Origin of the sequence: Nonomuraea gerenzanensis (assembly GCF_020215645.1) — a bacterium.
Taxonomy (GTDB): Bacteria; Actinomycetota; Actinomycetes; order Streptosporangiales; family Streptosporangiaceae; genus Nonomuraea; species Nonomuraea gerenzanensis.
In genome coordinates this window covers 1,622,596-1,638,682 of sequence record NZ_CP084058.1, presented here as the reverse complement: position 1 = coordinate 1,638,682, position 16,087 = coordinate 1,622,596, and the positions used below count along the sequence as shown (strand labels likewise).

17 protein-coding genes, 1 tRNA gene and 1 riboswitch are annotated in these 16,087 nt (G+C 68.5%); of the genes, 11 read left to right on the top strand and 7 right to left on the bottom strand.

The window, feature by feature from the left end; translation table 11 throughout:
• Positions 1-28 precede the first annotated feature (28 nt).
• Positions 29-226, top strand: a complete 198-nt coding sequence (locus LCN96_RS08055; protein ID WP_225271950.1) for a hypothetical protein — start codon at positions 29-31, stop codon at positions 224-226.
• Positions 227-343: 117 nt separating this feature from the next.
• Entirely contained in the window at positions 344-2,005 is a 1,662-nt protein-coding gene (locus tag LCN96_RS08050; protein WP_397351949.1) for an nSTAND1 domain-containing NTPase, read from the top strand.
• A 33-nt stretch (positions 2,006-2,038) separates the two neighbouring features.
• Here the strand turns inward: LCN96_RS08050 and LCN96_RS08045 are convergent, their stop codons facing one another.
• Complete coding sequence (locus LCN96_RS08045; protein WP_225271948.1) at positions 2,039-3,403, bottom strand: pentapeptide repeat-containing protein; 1,365 nt, start codon at positions 3,401-3,403, stop codon at positions 2,039-2,041.
• 337 nt (positions 3,404-3,740) lie between these two features.
• Between LCN96_RS08045 and LCN96_RS08040 the strand changes: the two genes are divergently transcribed.
• The 5 genes from LCN96_RS08040 to LCN96_RS08020 are packed head-to-tail and all read left to right on the top strand — an operon-like array spanning position 3,741 to position 8,174.
• Positions 3,741-4,394, top strand: coding sequence for an ABC transporter permease (locus LCN96_RS08040; RefSeq protein ID WP_225271947.1), 654 nt, complete (start codon positions 3,741-3,743; stop codon positions 4,392-4,394).
• A complete protein-coding gene (locus LCN96_RS08035; RefSeq protein ID WP_225271946.1) occupies positions 4,387-5,562 on the top strand; it encodes an ABC transporter ATP-binding protein in 1,176 nt (391 codons plus the stop codon). The genes LCN96_RS08040 and LCN96_RS08035 overlap by 8 nt, the downstream gene beginning before the upstream one ends.
• Positions 5,559-6,335, top strand: a complete 777-nt coding sequence (locus LCN96_RS08030) for an ABC transporter permease (RefSeq protein ID WP_225271945.1) — start codon at positions 5,559-5,561, stop codon at positions 6,333-6,335. The genes LCN96_RS08035 and LCN96_RS08030 overlap by 4 nt, the downstream gene beginning before the upstream one ends.
• A complete protein-coding gene (locus tag LCN96_RS08025) occupies positions 6,332-7,282 on the top strand; it encodes a glycine betaine ABC transporter substrate-binding protein (RefSeq protein ID WP_225271944.1) in 951 nt (316 codons plus the stop codon). The genes LCN96_RS08030 and LCN96_RS08025 overlap by 4 nt, the downstream gene beginning before the upstream one ends.
• Before the next feature lie 40 nt (positions 7,283-7,322).
• The gene (locus LCN96_RS08020; protein ID WP_225271943.1) at positions 7,323-8,174 is read left to right on the top strand and encodes an SDR family oxidoreductase; all 852 of its coding nucleotides are present in this window, start codon (positions 7,323-7,325) and stop codon (positions 8,172-8,174) included.
• Here the strand turns inward: LCN96_RS08020 and LCN96_RS08015 are convergent.
• Positions 8,171-8,482 carry a hypothetical protein gene (locus LCN96_RS08015; RefSeq protein ID WP_225271942.1) on the bottom strand — a complete coding sequence of 104 codons (312 nt, stop codon included), beginning with the start codon at positions 8,480-8,482 and terminating at the stop codon, positions 8,171-8,173. The genes LCN96_RS08020 and LCN96_RS08015 overlap by 4 nt on opposite strands.
• Positions 8,483-8,619: 137 nt before the next feature.
• Entirely contained in the window at positions 8,620-10,164 is a 1,545-nt protein-coding gene (thiC, locus tag LCN96_RS08010) for a phosphomethylpyrimidine synthase ThiC (protein WP_225271941.1), read from the bottom strand.
• A riboswitch (TPP riboswitch) is annotated at positions 10,157-10,269 on the bottom strand. (Overlaps the previous gene by 8 nt.)
• Before the next feature lie 90 nt (positions 10,270-10,359).
• On the opposite strand from thiC, the gene LCN96_RS08005 reads away from it, so the two are divergent.
• The 3 genes from LCN96_RS08005 to LCN96_RS07995 all read left to right on the top strand — a co-directional run bounded on the left by LCN96_RS08005 (position 10,360) and on the right by LCN96_RS07995 (position 12,728).
• Positions 10,360-10,710, top strand: coding sequence for a hypothetical protein (locus LCN96_RS08005; RefSeq protein ID WP_225271940.1), 351 nt, complete (start codon positions 10,360-10,362; stop codon positions 10,708-10,710).
• Complete coding sequence (locus tag LCN96_RS08000) at positions 10,692-11,537, top strand: universal stress protein (RefSeq protein WP_225271939.1); 846 nt, start codon at positions 10,692-10,694, stop codon at positions 11,535-11,537. The genes LCN96_RS08005 and LCN96_RS08000 overlap by 19 nt, the downstream gene beginning before the upstream one ends.
• Positions 11,538-11,681: 144 nt before the next feature.
• Positions 11,682-12,728 (top strand): cellulose binding domain-containing protein, encoded by a 1,047-nt coding sequence (locus LCN96_RS07995; RefSeq protein ID WP_225271938.1) that lies wholly within the window; start codon positions 11,682-11,684, stop codon positions 12,726-12,728.
• Here the strand turns inward: LCN96_RS07995 and LCN96_RS07990 are convergent.
• From LCN96_RS07990 to LCN96_RS07980, 3 genes are all read right to left on the bottom strand, one after another.
• Entirely contained in the window at positions 12,715-13,215 is a 501-nt protein-coding gene (locus LCN96_RS07990) for a YbaK/prolyl-tRNA synthetase associated domain-containing protein (RefSeq protein ID WP_225271937.1), read from the bottom strand. The two genes, LCN96_RS07995 and LCN96_RS07990, sit on opposite strands and share 14 nt — an antisense overlap.
• Positions 13,212-13,880 (bottom strand): AIM24 family protein, encoded by a 669-nt coding sequence (locus LCN96_RS07985; protein WP_225271936.1) that lies wholly within the window; start codon positions 13,878-13,880, stop codon positions 13,212-13,214. Before LCN96_RS07985 ends, LCN96_RS07990 begins: the two co-directional genes overlap by 4 nt.
• A gap of 147 nt (positions 13,881-14,027) precedes the next feature.
• On the bottom strand, positions 14,028-14,414 hold the full coding sequence (locus LCN96_RS07980) for a response regulator transcription factor (RefSeq protein ID WP_225271935.1): 387 nt from the start codon (positions 14,412-14,414) through the stop codon (positions 14,028-14,030).
• 114 nt (positions 14,415-14,528) lie between these two features.
• Between LCN96_RS07980 and LCN96_RS07975 the strand changes: the two genes are divergently transcribed.
• Positions 14,529-14,600: transfer RNA gene (locus tag LCN96_RS07975), tRNA-Arg, on the top strand.
• Between the two features lie 173 nt (positions 14,601-14,773).
• On the opposite strand, the gene LCN96_RS07970 is transcribed toward LCN96_RS07975, so the two are convergent.
• Positions 14,774-16,060 carry an aminotransferase-like domain-containing protein gene (locus LCN96_RS07970; protein WP_225271934.1) on the bottom strand — a complete coding sequence of 429 codons (1,287 nt, stop codon included), beginning with the start codon at positions 16,058-16,060 and terminating at the stop codon, positions 14,774-14,776.
• Positions 16,061-16,087: the final 27 nt, after the last annotated feature.

Below are 16,087 nucleotides of genomic sequence, written 5' to 3'. Positions count from 1 at the left end.
GGGCACACGGAAGGGGGCAGAGGCCACGATGGCGCACTCTGAGCGCGACGTCGAGACCGAAATCATCGATCTGAGCAATTCACTCTTGTCCGAAATCGAGGCGATCGGACCACTTTGTCTGGATCAGATTGTCACCCGGATCCTGGCGGCCGACACAGATCCAGCGGAGCCGCTCTTCGGCGGCGACCCTCCTGGTGAGCCCACCCAATCGGATGAGTCACCATGAAGGATGCACATGCGCTACGGGCGTCGCGGGCCGCTTCACCGACCAGGCAGAGCGGGCGTCGGAGAGTGAACTTCCTCTATTGTTGCTACAGTGTCCCTCCTCGCCAAGGTGTCGGCTATGGCCGTGAATAATATGACGGCCAGTAGCGTTCATTGTCCGTTTCCCGGCATGCGCCCTTATCGACAGTCCGAAGAACTGTTGTTCGAAGGGCGGGACCAGGAAACCGCTCGCGCTTCGGACCTTTGGCGTACGAGGACGTTGACGGTGCTACACGGTGCGCCGGGAACGGGGAAGTCCTCTCTGCTGCACAGCGGTGTCGTGCCACGCATGCAGCGACTCGGCGCGCGTGTCCTTCCAGTCGGCAGAGTGGCGGGTGGGCCACCATTCCCAGAAGCCTCGGCTCTGTCGCCGAACCCGTTGACTCGCACCTTGCTCAGGAGTTGGGCGCCAGAGAGACCGCTGCCACCCCTGAGCATCGGCCAGTTCCTGCGACAGATCCAACACAGGTCGAAGCCCGTATTCGCCTGTATTGACCATATCGAAGACATGTACCTGGGCGACCGGAGCGACGAACGGCGCGAGCTCCTCCACGCCTTGACCAGCGCTCAGCACGTCCATCTGCTGCTGTGCGTTCGTGACGATCGACTCGACGCTCTCCGGCGCGAGATCGAGCAGTTCATTCCGGACATCGCCCTGTTCGAGCTCACCGGTCTGTCCCCGCACTCCGCCGTCGAAGCCATCCGGGATCCCGTGCGCGACACCACCAGCCGCGTCGTCTCGCCCAACGTGGCGGAAGCGCTGGTGGAAGACCTGACCACGGTCAGGATCGTGGACCAGGCGGGCAGAATACGCTCGGAGCGGCGCTTGTCGACTGTGCACCCATGGCATCTGCAAGCAGTCTGTACCCATATGTGGCGAGTATGGCCGGAGGACGAGAGGTCTCTCACCGAGACGCAGCACGTTGCGGCGAACGACGCCCTGCGGGAGGCGTTGTGGCTGGCCATCCAGGAAGTGGCCACCGGCTTCGGCTACGATCCCATCCGCTTGTGCTCATGGCTGGCCACCACCTTCATCTCCTCTTTCGGGGCGGCACAGCAGCTGACCGAGGGCTTGGCGGAAACGGCGGGAATGCCCAACTCTCTGATGAGAGCGCTGGTGAACCGGTCGATCCTGCAAGTGCGGGTCACTGATGAAGCACGCGTCTACACGGTGGGCAGCGATCGGTTGCTGGAACCTCTCGGGCAACTCGGCCAACGAGCAGGCGCCATCGTACCCACGATCATCTTGCCGGCCGATCGGTTGTGCGCCGCCGTCGACGCTCTTGTGGACGGTGATCAGGACAGGGCCGAAAGGCATGTACGGCAGGCCGCCGCCGCGTCTCAAGACATGCGAACGCAGATCGGCGCGCACACCATCCTCGGCAACATCTTCTACGCTCGCGGAGATCTGAGCGAGGCCCTGGACGCCTACCAGCGGGTGCTTGTCCTGCTGGAGACGCAGCAGGACAAGGCCGCAGTCGGAGTCATGCTCGCGGCAATCGGCCGGATCTCGCTCGCCCGAGGAGATGTCGCCGCCGCCCAGGGCCAGCTGCGTGCCGCAGCGGCCCGCCTGCCTGTGGACCCGTCCATCAGAATCGAACTCGCGAGGGCGCTGGCGCAGGCGGGGCAGCAGATGGCGGCGCTCAGCATCCTGCGCACTGTCATGACAGTGGCCGAGGACGATGAGGCCCGCATCCTGCACGACCACATCCAGGACGAGATCGGCGACCCAGCTACGTGAAACGGCGCGCGAGTCAGTGAGGCCGTGCACAGCTCAGCCCCCACGGCGGACTGATCCGTCCGGTTCCCGCTGCCAACCGGACGGCAGGCGAGTAGTGTCCGTCGCCACGGCTCCGCTGAGATCCAGCCCCATCAGTTTCACTCTGGTGAGATCCACGCCGTTCATCAGGGCTCCCGCGAGCCGGGCACCGGAGAGATTGGCGTTGTCCAACCGGCAATCACTCAAATCCGTCCCGCCCAAGAACGCGGTGCTGATCACGGCGTCCGTCAGAATGGCTGCGGCGAACACCGCCCGGTCAGCTCGGGCGCCGGACAGCACCGCCTTGTTCAGCGTGGCTCCGGCCCATCTGCTGTCCATCAGGGTCGCTCCTGTGAAGTCGGCTGAAGTCAGTTCAGCGCAGGCCAGATCGGCTCCAGTCAGATCCGCTCCGCAGAACCTCGCCTGCTCCCCCTTCGCGCCGCCGAGGTCGGCCTGCCTCAGGCATGCATCGCTCAGATCCGCGTCGGCGATCTCCGCCTTCACCAGCCCGGCGGCGGACAGGTCAGCCCCCCGAAGAACAGCCTGTGTGAGCTGCGCTCCGCCCATACGTACCTTGCACAACCGCGCCTTGCTCAGGTCAACCCCGGCCAGCGTGGCTCCCGTCAGATCGGCCCGGCTAAGGTCTGCTCCGGCAAGCCGGGCTCCGGTGAGATCGGCTCGGGCTAAATGCGCATCGATGAGGTCCAGACCGTCCATCCGCGCACCGCGTAGATTCAACCGTCCCCGATCAGAGTCCGGCAGTCTGCGTACCAGCGTCGTCACGGCTGCTTGCAGATCCTGTGGCACCTCCTCCGAGCGTGTTTTCGATACTCGTCGTACGAAGGCCGTCAGAGCCTCCATGACCGCCGGATGATCTCGAGGAGAGTCCTGCGCTATTCGCTCCAGCGAATGAATGCCGCCGAGCCGGATGTCGGCCGCCTCACTGCCCAACTGGTCGATCGCTCGCATGAACCGATCGGTCATCTGCGCGCTCTCATTTTGGGTGAGTGACCGCCGAGTGGTTTCCATCTGCTCGTGTGCCTGCAGCGTGGCCAGTTCCAGGGTTCGTCGGTTCAGTTCGCTCTGCTGCCTGGCCAGCGTGAAGTTGCGAGCGGTGTAGACGAAACCACCGACGCCCAGTATTCCAAGGATGACCTGAATGATGCGCCCGCGCGCGGCATCCCGCGCGATGCGTAACTCCTTCGGCCGATCGGCACTCGCCACATTGGCCACGTCGTGCAGGGCGATCATGTCAGTGAGAGGCCCGAACAGGAGAACCGACGTAGCGGCCACCACTAAGCAGCAGGCCAGCGCCATCACCCCCAGCCTTACCTTTTTGACCACGCCGGAACGGGCGGCGCCTTTTTCTGAGTTCTCCACGAGAGGCACCATAAAGGCTGTGTGTCACCATGGGCGAAAAAATGCTCACATCAGTCTTGGTTCGCAAATCTCCGCTACGCGATGGGGCGGGCGCACTTCCGGGGCTCGCCGGCTGCTTAGCCGGCGCATGCAGCAGCGGACCGACGCGAAGTCACCCCGCAAGCCGCACGAAGGGCATCTCCTGCTGCCGCACGAGAACCACCGGTGATCAGCACCAGCACCGCGGACCGGTGCTTACCTGCACAGGAACGGCACTGTGTTCACCGAATCAAAACATGGGGATCAGGGTGACTGGTGTGGCGTTTTGGGGTTGACCATCACGGTTAAGTTCACGGGGATGAACCTGTGGGAGTACATCGAGGACCGATGGGACCTCATCGTCTTCGAGACCGTGCAGCACGCCAGCATGGTCGCCCAGTGCGTGCTGGTCGCGACCGTCCTCGGCGTGCTGGTCGGCGTGGCCACCTACCGCCGCCCCAGGCCGTCGGCCTTCGCCACGGCGGTGGCGGGGGTGCTGTTCACGATCCCGTCGCTGGCCATGCTCGGCCTGCTGATCCCGCCACTCGGCCTCGGGGTGGCGCCGAGCGTGACCGCGATCGTGCTGTACGCGCTGCTGCCGATCATCCGCAACACCGTGGTGGGCCTGCGCGGCGTGGACCCGGCGCTGGTCGACGCCGCGCGTGGGATCGGCATGAGCCGCCACAGGTCGCTCACCAGGGTGGAGCTCTCGCTGGCCTGGCCGGTGATCCTGACGGGCATCAGGGTCGCCACGCAGCTCGCGATGGGCATCGCCGCCGTGGCCGCCTACGTCTCGGGCCCCGGCCTGGGCGAGCAGATCTTCTCGGGCCTGGCCAGGCTGGGCGGCGCGAACGCGGTCAACTCCACCCTGACCGGCACCATCGGGGTGGCGATCCTGGCGCTGCTCTTCGACGGCTGCTTCGTCCTGCTCGGGAAGCTCACCACGCCGGGCACGGGAGCCGTCCGTGGCTGAGCAGGCCACCGGCGGCGTGCCGATCGAGCTGCGCAAGGTGACCAAGGCGTTCCCCGGCGGCGGCGAGCCGGCCGTCCAGGAGCTGGACCTGAACATCCCGGCAGGCGAGATCGTGGTCCTGCTCGGCCCCTCGGGCTGCGGCAAGACGACCACCATGCGCATGATCAACCGCCTGATCGAGCCGTCCTCCGGCGACATCCTCATCGGCGGCCAGAACTCCCGCGACATCGACCCCGACCGCCTGCGCAGGCACATCGGCTACGTGATCCAGCAGGCCGGCCTGTTCCCGCACATGACGGTCGCGGCCAACATCGCCCAGGTCCCGAAGATGCTCGGCTGGGAGCGCGGGCGCGTCGCCGAGCGCGTGGACGAGCTGCTCACGCTCGTGGGCCTGGACCCTGGAACGTTCCGGGAGAGCTACCCGCGCCGGCTGTCCGGCGGCCAGCAGCAGCGGGTCGGCGTGGCCAGGGCGCTGGCCGCCGACCCGCCCGTGCTGCTCATGGACGAGCCGTTCGGCGCCCTCGACCCCATCAGCCGCGAGCGCATCCAGGACGAGTTGCTGCGGCTGCAGGAAGAGCTGGCCAAGACGATCGTCTTCGTCACCCACGACGTGGACGAGGCGCTCAAGCTCGGCGACCACATCGCCATCATGCAGCGGCCCGGGCACGTCGTGCAGTACGCCAGACCCGCCGAGATCCTCACGAACCCGGCCAGCGACTACGTCGAGCAGTTCCTCGGCGGCGGCTCCTCGATGCGGCTGCTGCGCCTGACTCAGGTGGGCGACATCGAGCTGGACGCGGTGCCGTACGCGTCGGAGGACATGGACGCCCGCGACCTGCTGCGCGAGGTGGAGCTGGACGGCCGCGGCTACGCGCTGATCCTCGACGGCATGCGCCGCCCGCTCAGGTGGGTCACCCAGGCGGCGCTCGAAGGCGTGCACGGCCCGGTCGGCCCGGCCGGCGACCCGATCACGGGCTCCATCGGCCACCGCATGACCCTTCAGGACGCCCTGGAGACGCTGCTCAACGCCGACACCGACTTCCTGCCGGTGCTGAGCAGGCGCCGGGCGTACGCGGGGGCGCTGTCGCTGGCCACGGTGCAGAACGCGATCCAGGCCATCAAGGCCCGCGAGCGGGAGCGCCGCCTGCGCAGGGGCGAGGCGCGGTGACGGTCGAGAGCGCGGCGGCCAAGGAGGCGACCACCCCGGAGCCCCGGATCGGGCGGTCGTGGCACGTCGTCCTGCCCCCGCTGTGCTACCTGGCCGTCGCGGTGGCGATGGTCGCCTACACGCAGATCGTGCCGCTCGACAGCATCGAACGCGGCTCGCTGAACCTGCCGTTCCTGCTCAGGCGCACGTGGGAGCACATCCAGCTGGTGTTCTTCTCCACCGTGCTGGTGCTGGTGGTGGCGCTGCCGCTGGGCGTGCTGCTGACCAGGCGGGCGCTGCGCCGGGCCACCCCGGTCGTGCTGGCCCTGGTGAACCTGGGCCAGGCCACCCCGGCGGTGGGCCTGGTGGTGCTGCTGGCGGTGCTGTTCAGCATCGGGTTCTGGACGGCGGTGGCCGCACTGTTCGCCTACAGCCTGCTGCCCACGCTGCGCAACACCATGGTGGGCATCGAGCAGGTGGACCCACGGCTGGTGGACGCGGGCCGGGGCATCGGCATGTCGGCGGCGGGGGTGCTGTTCAAGGTGGAGCTGCCGATGGCGGTGCCGGTCATCCTGTCGGGCGTGCGGACCACGCTGGTGCTGAACGTGGGCACGGCCGGCATCGCGGCGTTCATCGGCTCCGGCGGGCTCGGCGATCTGATCACCGCGGGAGTGAGCACGCAGCGCAACCTGGTCCTGATCACCGGATGCGTGCTGATCGCGGTGCTCGCGCTGATCATCGACTGGCTGGGCGGGCTCGCGCAGCGCTACCTGTCGCCGAAGGGGCTGGCGTGAGAGCGCTGCTCGCCCTGCTGGTGCTGGTCGCGGCGTGCGGCCTGCGGCCCGCCTCGTCGTTCGTGCCGCCGGTCGAGCCGGGCAGCATCCGGCCGGTGCCCGGCCTCGACGGCGCGCCAATCCGGGTGACGTCCAAGGAGTTCACGGAGCAGCTCGTGCTCGGCAAGATCGCGGTGCTCGCCCTCACCGCCGCCGGCGCGGATGTGGCCGACCAGACGAACGTGCAGGGCAGCGTCAACGCCCGCGCCTCGCTGACCAGGGGCGACGCCGACCTCATGTGGGAGTACACCGGCACCGGCTGGATCACCTACCTCGGCCAGGCCCGCCCGATCCCGGACCACACCCGGCAGTACGAGGCCGTACGCGACCTGGACCTGCGCGAGAACGGCATCGTCTGGCTGCCCCCCGCTCCGCTGAACAACAGCTACACGATCGGCGTCACGCGAGCCACGGCCGAGAGGTACGGGCTGACGAAGATCTCGGACCTGACGAAGATCCCCGTGGCTCAGCGTACGTTCTGCGTCGACCACGAGACCTTCGGCCGCGACGACGGCTTCCTCGGCATGCTCAGGGGCTACGGGCTGACCTACGGCGAGGACGTCCCCAGGGCGAACGTGCGCAGGGTGTCGGTCGGCGTCCTGTACGACTCGGTCGCCGGCGGCCAGTGCGCGCTCGGCATGGTCACCACCACCGACGGCCGGATCAAGGCACTCGACCTGGTCCTGCTGGAGGACGACCGGCACTTCTTCCCGCTGTACAACGCGTCGGTGACCCTGCGCCGCCCGGTCGCCGACGCGCATCCGGAGATCGCCCGCATCTTCGCCCCGATCAGCGCGAAGCTGACCGACGACGTGATGCGCGCGCTCAACGCCCAGGTGGACGTGGACGGCGACGTGCCCGTGCTGGTGGCCCGCGACTGGCTCAGGTCACAGGGATTCGTGAGATAACTGGCGTTAGGCATACCCGGCCAGGGGCAGGCCGCTGGACATGTCGCAAACACCACCACCGCAGAACCAGCCCTACCCCGGCCACACCGGCGAGATGGCGCCAGAGCCGCGCGACGAGATGCGCGACTACGTGGGCCGCGCCCTGCTCGACGGCAAGAAGGCACTGATCACCGGCGGTGACTCGGGCATCGGGCGGGCGGTCGCGGTGGCGTTCGCCAAGGAGGGCGCGGACGTCGCGATCGCGTACCTGACCGAGCACGAGGACGCTGCGCACACGCGCAAGCTGGTCGAGCAGGCGGGGCGGCGCTGTGTGCTGCTGCCCGGCGACCTGGCCGACCGCGCCCACTGCTCCTCGGTCGTCGAGCAGGCGGTCTCCGAGCTGGGCGGCCTGGACGTGCTGGTGAACAACGTGGCCTACCAGGCGCCGGTGAGCGGCCTGGAGGAGCTGGACGACGAGCAGTGGGAGCACACGTTCGCGGTCAACATCCACAGCTACTACCGCGTCACGAAGGCCGCGCTCGCGCATCTGCGCGAGGGCGCGGCCATCGTGAACACCTCGTCGATCAACGGCCTGCGCGGCAACAAGTCGCTCATCGACTACGCCGCCACCAAGGGCGCCATCAACGCCTTCACCTACTCCATGGCGCAGAACCTGGTCGAGCGCGGCATCCGCGTGAACGCCGTCGCGCCGGGCCCGGTGTGGACGCCGCTGATCCCGGCGACGATGCCGGAGGAGAAGGTGGAGAAGTTCGGCAAGCAGGTGCCGATGGGGCGGGCGGCCGATCCGGACGAGATCGCCCCGTCGTATGTGTTCTTCGCCTCGAACCGGCTGTCGTCGTACTACACGGGCGAGGTGCTGGCCCCCATCGGCGGCGAGACGCTGCCGGGTTAGGCCCGGCCGCTGTCCTTGATGGACACGATCGAGGCGGTCTGGAACTTCTTGTGCCCCTTGCCATTGCCGCCGACGGTGGCCGTGTAGGTCTTGTAGGTCCAGCTCAGGCTGTACTTGATGGTGATCTTGTGCTTGGTCCTGCAGCGGTTGTGCCAGTACACGGTCACCGAGGTGTTGCCGTCACCCCAGGACCAGGCGAAGCACCCGGCCACGCCCCGGTGCACGTCCGCGGCGGCCGGGGTGGCGGCGAGCCCTGCGGCGACGACGGACGCCGCGGCGACGGCCGCCGCACGAGTTCTGATCGACATGAGAGATCCTGCCTTCCGGTGGTCGTGGGAGCCCCGGCGCCCCTGCCGCGCCGGGCTCACTGTCACGTTGCCACCGAAAGAGCGGCAGTCCCCGCCATCAATGTCCAGACCTGCGGCTTCGGACATTGGACAAAGGCTCACTCCACGTAGAGCGTGCCTCCGAGCCGCCGGAACTCGGCCGCCTTCTCCGCGTACCCCGCGTCCCTGATCTCGTGGCTGATCCGCATCGAGCAGAACTTCGGGCCGCACATCGAGCAGAAGTGCGCGGTCTTGGCGGGCGCCGCCGGCAGCGTCTCGTCGTGGAACGAGCGGGCCGTCTCGGGGTCCAGCGACAGGTCGAACTGGTCCTCCCAGCGGAACTCGAACCGCGCGTCCGACAGCGCGTCGTCCCACGCCTGCGCTTGTGGATGACCCTTGGCCAGGTCCGCCGCATGAGCGGCGATCTTGTACGTGATCACGCCGGTCTTCACGTCGTCCTTGTCGGGCAGGCCGAGGTGCTCCTTGGGGGTGACGTAGCAGAGCATGGCCGTGCCGTACCAGCCGATCATGGCGGCCCCGATGCCCGAGGTGATGTGGTCGTAGCCGGGCGCGATGTCCGTCACGAGCGGGCCGAGCGTGTAGAACGGGGCGTCGTCGCACAGCTCGCGCTGCAGGTCCACGTTCTCCTTGATCTTGTGCATGGGGACGTGGCCCGGCCCCTCGATCATCACCTGGACGTCGTGCTCCCTGGCGATCCCCGTCAGCTCGCCCAGCGTGCGCAGCTCGGCGAACTGGGCCTCATCGTTGGCGTCGGCGATGGAGCCGGGGCGCAGGCCGTCGCCGAGCGAGTACGACACGTCGTAGCGGGCCAGGATCTCGCACATCTCGGCGAAGTTCTCGTACAGGAAGCTCTCGCGATGGTGCGCCAGGCACCAGGCGGCCATGATCGAGCCGCCGCGCGAGACGATGCCGGTCTTGCGGCCGGCGGTGAGCGGCACGTGCGCCAGCCGCACGCCCGCGTGCACGGTCACGTAGTCGACGCCCTGCTCGCACTGCTCGATCAGCGTGTCGCGGTAGACCTCCCACGACAGCAGCTCCGGGCGGCCCTTGACCTTCTCCAGCGCCTGGTAGATGGGCACGGTGCCGACCGGGACCGGCGAGTTGCGCAGGATCCACTCGCGGGTCTCGCGGATGTCGGCGCCGGTCGACAGGTCCATGATCGTGTCGGCGCCCCAGCGCGTGGCCCAGGTCATCTTCTCCACCTCCTCCTCGATCGAGGAGGAGACGGCGGAGTTGCCGATGTTGGCGTTGATCTTCACGAGGAACTCGCGGCCGATGATCATGGGCTCGGTCTCGGGGTGGTTGACGTTCGCGGGGATGATGGCCCGGCCCGCGGCGACCTCCTGGCGGACGAACTCGGGCGTGACGCCCTCGCGTACCGCCACGAACTCCATCTCCCTGGTCACCAGCCCGCGCCGGGCGCACCCGACCTGCGTGACCGGGTGACCCACCGCCTGGCGCTCGCGGACCCACTGCTCGCGCAGGCGCGGCAGGCCACGGCGGAGGTCGGGCTCGTAGGCGGGGTCGGTGTACGGGCCCGAGGTGTCGTACAGCGTCACCGACGAGCCGTTGGACAGGTGCACCTGACGCATCGGCACCCGCAGCTCACCGGTGTAGATCTTGAAAAAGCGCGCGTCCGTCATCGCGCAAACTCCCTTCGCCGGCATTATCCGGAGCAGGTTCTGGCGGTCGGCGGCTGTCAGCCGTCCTCTCAGCCCGGTCCGCACCGGGCTCCCGCGTTGGTCGGCGATGATCGTACCCACGCCCCCGCCCACCTGAAACCCGCGCCGCGAGGTTTGGCGATCGCCGTGAGCGGTACGGTCCCCATCAGGGGAAACATGAAGAGATTCGCCGCTGTCGCAGGACTACTCGTCGTGATGGCCGCGTCCGGCGCCACCGCCGCCGCCGGGGACGGCATGGATCAGCACGAAGTCAGCCAGGAACAGTACGACACTCTGATCGCCCAGTGCCGCTACGCCGACACGGGGAAGGCGAAGTGCCGTGCGGCGGTCAAGCGCATGTACCGCGTCGGCCGGACCGACCCGACGCTCGACTGCCGGACGTACTCCGGCGTGACCGTCTGCGGCACGCTCCGGCTCAGCAAGGCCGAGCGCCGATGCGCCCGCGACTCCGAGGCGCAGGGGCTGCCGTTCCGCCGCGCCGAGGTGGAATGTTACGCACTGTCATGATCATCGTCGGTGTGGACGGCTCCCGTACCGGGCTGGAGGCCGCCGGCTGGGCCGCCGCCGAGGCCCAGCTGCGTCAGGAGCCGCTGACCGTGGCGCACGCCGTGCCGAAGTGGGTGTGCGAGGGCGCCGTCCGCTACGCCGAGGTGGCCCAGTGGATGCGCGACGGCGCCGAGACCGTGCTCAACGCCGCCTGCGACCGCGCGCGACGGGTGTGGCCGCAGGTGTCCATGGAAGGCGTGTTGCTGCCGGGCGACCCCCGCTCGGCGCTGGTCAAGGCCTCGGAGGGGGCCACGCTGCTGGTCGTGGGCAGCCGCGGGATCGGCGGGGTGCGGGGCCTGCTCGTCGGGTCGGTCGCGTACGGGGTGGCGGCGCACGCGCCTACGAACGTCATCCTGATCCACGACCCGCCCGCTGCCCCGCGCGCGGAGGTCGTCGCGGGCACCGACGGGTCGCCCTGCGCCGCGCGGGCGATGGAGTTCGCCTTCGCCGAGGCCGAGCTGCGCGGCGCGCGGCTGCGTGCCGTGCAGGCGTGGGCCTGGCCCCATCCCGGCGGCTTCGAGCCGGCCTCCCGTGAGAGCGAGCAGGACACGCTGCGTTCCCTGAAGGAGTCGCTGAGCGTGCACCGGGAGCGGCACCCCGGCGTGCACGTGGTGGCCGAGGTGGTGCACGGGCATCCGGTGGAGGTGCTCAAGGAAGCCGCCAGGCGCGCCGACCTGCTGGTGGTGGGCTCGCGCGGGCACGGGCAGCTCGCGGGCATGCTCATCGGCTCCATCAGCCAGGGCCTGCTGCACCATGCCCCGTGCCCGATGGCGGTGGTGCGCGGCTGAAACTTACATCCGTCCTCCCAGGTCAGCACCGCGTCATGATCGCCGTGCTTCCCGGCGCCGAACCGCCGCTCCTACGATCTGCGCAGGTTCATGGAGCCGCTGCGGCTCCTCCGTTCCGCGCTGTCGTACGACGGGAGAGCATGGATGCGCAGCAGGATCGCCTCCGTAACGGCCGCGCTGGTGGCGCTGGCCGCAGCGGTGTTATTCGCCACCACGGCCACGGCCAGCGCCGCCCCCATCAGGATCATGCCGCTGGGCGACTCGATCACCGGATCCCCCGGCTGCTGGCGGGCCCTGCTCTGGAACCGCCTTCAGAGCGCCGGCCACACCGACATCGACTTCGTCGGCACCCTGCCCCCGCAGGGCTGCGGAGTGGCCCACGACGGCGACAACGAGGGTCACGGCGGCTATCTCGCCACCAACATCGCCAACCAGAACCTGTTGCCCGGCTGGCTCTCCGCCACCCGGCCCGACATCGTGGTGATGCACCTGGGCACCAACGACGTGTGGAGCAACATCGCCCCGGCGACGATCCTCAGCGCGTTCACGACGCTGGTGAACCAGATGCGGGCCGGTAACCCGAACACGAAGATCCTCGTCGCCAAGATCATCCCGATGAACCCGTCCTCCTGCGCCGAATGCGCCCAGCGCACCGTGAACTTCAACGACGCCATCCCCGCCTGGGCCGCCGCGACCACCACCCCGCAGTCGCCGATCACGGTCGTGGACCAGTGGACGGGCTTCAGCACCGCCACCGACACCTACGACGGGGTGCACCCGAACGCGGCCGGCGACCAGAAGATGTCCGACAAGTGGTACCCGGCCCTGGTGACCGCCCTGGCCGGCGGTGGCACCGCCACCCCCACCGTCACCAGCACCGTCACGCCGCCTCCCGGCAAATGCACGGCCACGTACCAGGCGACGGGGCAGTGGCAGGGCGGCTTCCAGGGCGAGGTCACCGTCAAGAACACCGGCACCACGCCGAGGTCCGCCTGGACCGTGGCGTGGACGTTCGCCAACGGTCAGCAGATCACCCAGCTGTGGGGCGGCACGCTGAGCGCCACCGGGTCGTCGGTGACCGTGCGCAACGCCGCGTGGAACGGCACGCTGGCGCCGGGGGCCTCGACCACGTTCGGCTTCCTGGGCTCCTGGAACGGCGCCAACACCGCTCCGGCCCCTAGTTGCTCGTGATGGGTGCCACGCGGGGTGCCGCCAGCCGTACGTAGTCGGCGGTGGCGAGCGCCACGGAGCGGTCGAGCCTGGCAGCGTTGAAGTACAGCTCGGGCTGGTCCAGCAGGGACGGATCCGCGACCAGCTCGAGCCGGGGGTCGTAGCTGAACGGGAGCACGGTCCCGCTCACGCTGCCCGCCAGCTCCTCGGCCTTCTCCGTGCCGGCGAAGGCCACGTACGTGCCGTCGAGCAGCGCCTTGACCGCCTGCAGATCGAGGCGCGCGTCGCCGGGGACGACGGCCAGCACGTGCCTGGTCCGCTTCTTGCCGATCTTGACCATCACGATCAGGCACTTGGCCGCCTGCGCCACGTCGTGCCCGCGCAACGCGCTGACCTGCTCGGTACGGCCCTCGGGCGCGTGGTCGATCAGCCTGTACCGCGCTCCTGCGGCGTCCAGGTCGGCGATCAGACGCTCGTAGGCGGCGTACGGCGACGCCTTCGCGCTCAACGGGCCGCCTGCACCACAGGAGCCCCCTCACTGGCCTGCACCAGCACGAACCCCTGCCCCGTGAACGCCAGCTGCATGGCCTCCCCGCTCCCCCGCCCGATCAGCGCCCCCGCCTTCAACGTCCGATTGACCCCGACCTGCAACCCCGCGCTCCAGCACACAGCCGACTGCCCGTCCGCGAAGGTCGGCATGCGCGCCGCATCCAGCAGCACCGGCGTGCCATGCGTGGTCACCGCCACCCACCCGGTCCCCGTCACCGTGGTGTTGAACAGCCCACCGGCCGCCATCCCGGCCCCCTGAACCCGCTGGATGTCCCAGGTGAGCTGCGGCTGGAAGGCCAGCAGGTTGCGCCCGTTGACCGTGATCCCCTCGTTCTCCAGGTAGAACAGGTGGATGTCGTCGGCGTTGTCGGCCAGGTAGAGCAGCCCTTCACCACGCACCCGCATCAGCGAGGCGCCCTCACCCGTCATGGCCTTCTTGAACATCTTCCCGATGCCGCCGGAGCCCTCGTAGTCGAAGTCCATCCGCCCCTGGAAGGCGACCATGGACCCCTGCTTGGCCAGCACCTCGTGCGGGAGCTGGACCCGCAGCATCTTGCCGTTCTCAAGCGCGAACCCCGGAGGCAACTGCTGCGGATCGAGATTCCGAAAGACCGAACTACGCACTTCTCAACCTTCCCTGGCTGTTTCCCGGGCTCTCCACCGGCTCCCACCCGCCGCCGTGACGGCGCCGGCAACCGCTCGCCCGCCCGCCGCTTCAAGAGCGATATGAGCCAATCCAACCAGGTTGTCCACCACCCCCGCCAGGAACCCTCACCCCCGCGCCCCAGCCGCCAGCTCCCGCACCACCTCGATCAACTCAGCCGGATCGAAGGGCTTGGTCAGATACGCGTCCACCCCGATCCCCCACCCCCGGATCTTGTCGTCGTCCTGCGCCCTGGCCGTGATCAGCACCACCTTGATGTGACTGGTGTCCTCCTCCGCCCGCAACCGCTGCGCCGTCGTCCACCCGTCCAGGAACGGCATCATCACATCAAGCGTGATGACATCGGGCATGACGTCCCGCACCCGATCCAGACAGTCCTGCCCATCCGTGGCGGTCACGACCTCGAACCCCTCCAGGTTCAGGTTCACCGCGATGAGCTGCCGGATGACCTCGTCGTCGTCTACTACCAGTACTTTCCCAAGAGCGTCGCCCACGGGCGCAAAGTTAACGCGTAGCGGCCTGGTCACGCCGGGTTTCGCTGGAAGTGTTCGCGAGCCTTTATCTGGTGACGAGTGGTGCTCAGAAGCTGATAGCCTTTCACTCGTTGAGCCCCCTTAGCTCAGGGGATAGAGCACCGGCCTCCGGAGCCGGGTGCGCAGGTTCGAATCCTGCAGGGGGCACACAGATCTTCAACCGCCGATCCTCCCTCGGGAGGGTCGGCGATGGCGTTTGTCGAGGCCTTGGTCGCTGGCCACCGCCCGGCGAGGCCGTGCTCGCGCACCACCCGCTTGTGGTTGACCTTCATCCCGGCCGCACGCAACCCGGCCGTCCGACTCAAGGCCCCAGGCATGGTTCAGGGGAGACATGCGGTGACGAGCCCGGCAAGCCGGGAGACACCCTCCTCGATCAGTTGCGGGTTGAGCAGGCTGATCGACAGCCGAAGCTGGTTGAACCCATCCTTCCCACCATAGAAGTGATGCATCGGCGTGAACAAAACGCCATGATCGCGGGCAGCGTGTTCCAACAGCTCGTCATCCACGACGAAGGGCACGGTGACGGTGATGAAGAACCCGCCCGTCGGCGCGTTCCAGGTGACTCCCGGGACGGCGCCGAGCCGGCGGGTGAGTTCGTCCAGCGTGAGGTGGAGGTTGCGCTGGTAGATGGCGGTCTCGCGGGCGTTGGCCCGGGCCAGGCTGAAGTCGTGGCGCAGCAGCTTGCCGGCGATCACCGCCTGGGCGATGGGCGAGGTGTTCACGGTGAGCATGCCCTTGAGCTTCGCGAGCTCGTCGGCGAGCGAGCCGCCCCCCGCTACGTGCTGGTCCGCCACGACGTAGCCGACCCGGGCGCCGGGCATGCCGGTCTTGGCGAAGGAGCCGAGGTAGACGACGGTCGCCGCATGGTCGAGGGACTTCAGCGTGGGGAGGCGGTCCTGGCCGAGGAGTCCGTACGCGTTGTCCTCCAGGATCAGGATGCCGTGGGCCGCGGCGACCTCCAGGAGGCGATGGCGGGCGGGCAGGTCCATGCTGGTGCCGGTGGGGTTGGCGAAGTTCGGGGTCACGTAGCAGGCCCGGACCCGGGCGCCCTGGTCCTGGGCGCGTTTCAGTTGGTGCTCAAGGTGGTCGAGGTCGATGCCGTTGTCGGTGGACTGGACCGGCCAGACAGGGGTGTCGGTGAGCAGCGCCGCTCCGGTCAGGCCGACGTAGGTGGGCGTGGGGGCGAGCAGGACGTCCCGCTCGTTCGCTCGCAGCGCGCGAAGCACCAGGAACATGGCCTCCTGGAAGCCCACAGTGATGACCACGGAGGCCGGGTCGGCCTCGATGTTCTCGTCCTCGGCGAGGTGCCGGGCGACAAGGTCGGAGATGATCCCCTTCGTGGTCCCGTATTGGAAAAGCATGCGGCTGATCCCGGCGTCATCCATCCGCCGGTCGTTGCGGAGATGGTCGCGGTAGGCCTCCAGATAGTCGTGGATGAGGCCGACGTCGAAGAACTCCTCGTACGGCCGGCCCGCGGCCATGGAAATGGCGTCGGGGTAGTTGCCGGCAATCTCGTTCAGTAGATTCATCGACTCGATGGCCGGGTCCATCAGCGATCCGTGCAGCGTTTCCTTGCTCAATTGATGGGCGAGAACGTGGGAGTCCATGGAAGCAAGGGTTTTCCCTTTGCCGAC

Coding starts and splice junctions, on each gene's coding strand:
- LCN96_RS08055 (WP_225271950.1), top strand. CDS start 29: ATGGCGCACTCTGAGCGCGACGTCGAGACCGAAATCATCGATCTGAGC.
- LCN96_RS08050 (WP_397351949.1), top strand. CDS start 344: ATGGCCGTGAATAATATGACGGCCAGTAGCGTTCATTGTCCGTTTCCC.
- LCN96_RS08040 (WP_225271947.1), top strand. CDS start 3,741: ATGAACCTGTGGGAGTACATCGAGGACCGATGGGACCTCATCGTCTTC.
- LCN96_RS08020 (WP_225271943.1), top strand. CDS start 7,323: ATGTCGCAAACACCACCACCGCAGAACCAGCCCTACCCCGGCCACACC.
- LCN96_RS08015 (WP_225271942.1), bottom strand. CDS start 8,482: ATGTCGATCAGAACTCGTGCGGCGGCCGTCGCCGCGGCGTCCGTCGTC.
- thiC (WP_225271941.1), bottom strand. CDS start 10,164: ATGACGGACGCGCGCTTTTTCAAGATCTACACCGGTGAGCTGCGGGTG.
- LCN96_RS08005 (WP_225271940.1), top strand. CDS start 10,360: ATGAAGAGATTCGCCGCTGTCGCAGGACTACTCGTCGTGATGGCCGCG.
- LCN96_RS08000 (WP_225271939.1), top strand. CDS start 10,692: ATGTTACGCACTGTCATGATCATCGTCGGTGTGGACGGCTCCCGTACC.
- LCN96_RS07995 (WP_225271938.1), top strand. CDS start 11,682: ATGCGCAGCAGGATCGCCTCCGTAACGGCCGCGCTGGTGGCGCTGGCC.
- LCN96_RS07970 (WP_225271934.1), bottom strand. CDS start 16,060: ATGGACTCCCACGTTCTCGCCCATCAATTGAGCAAGGAAACGCTGCAC.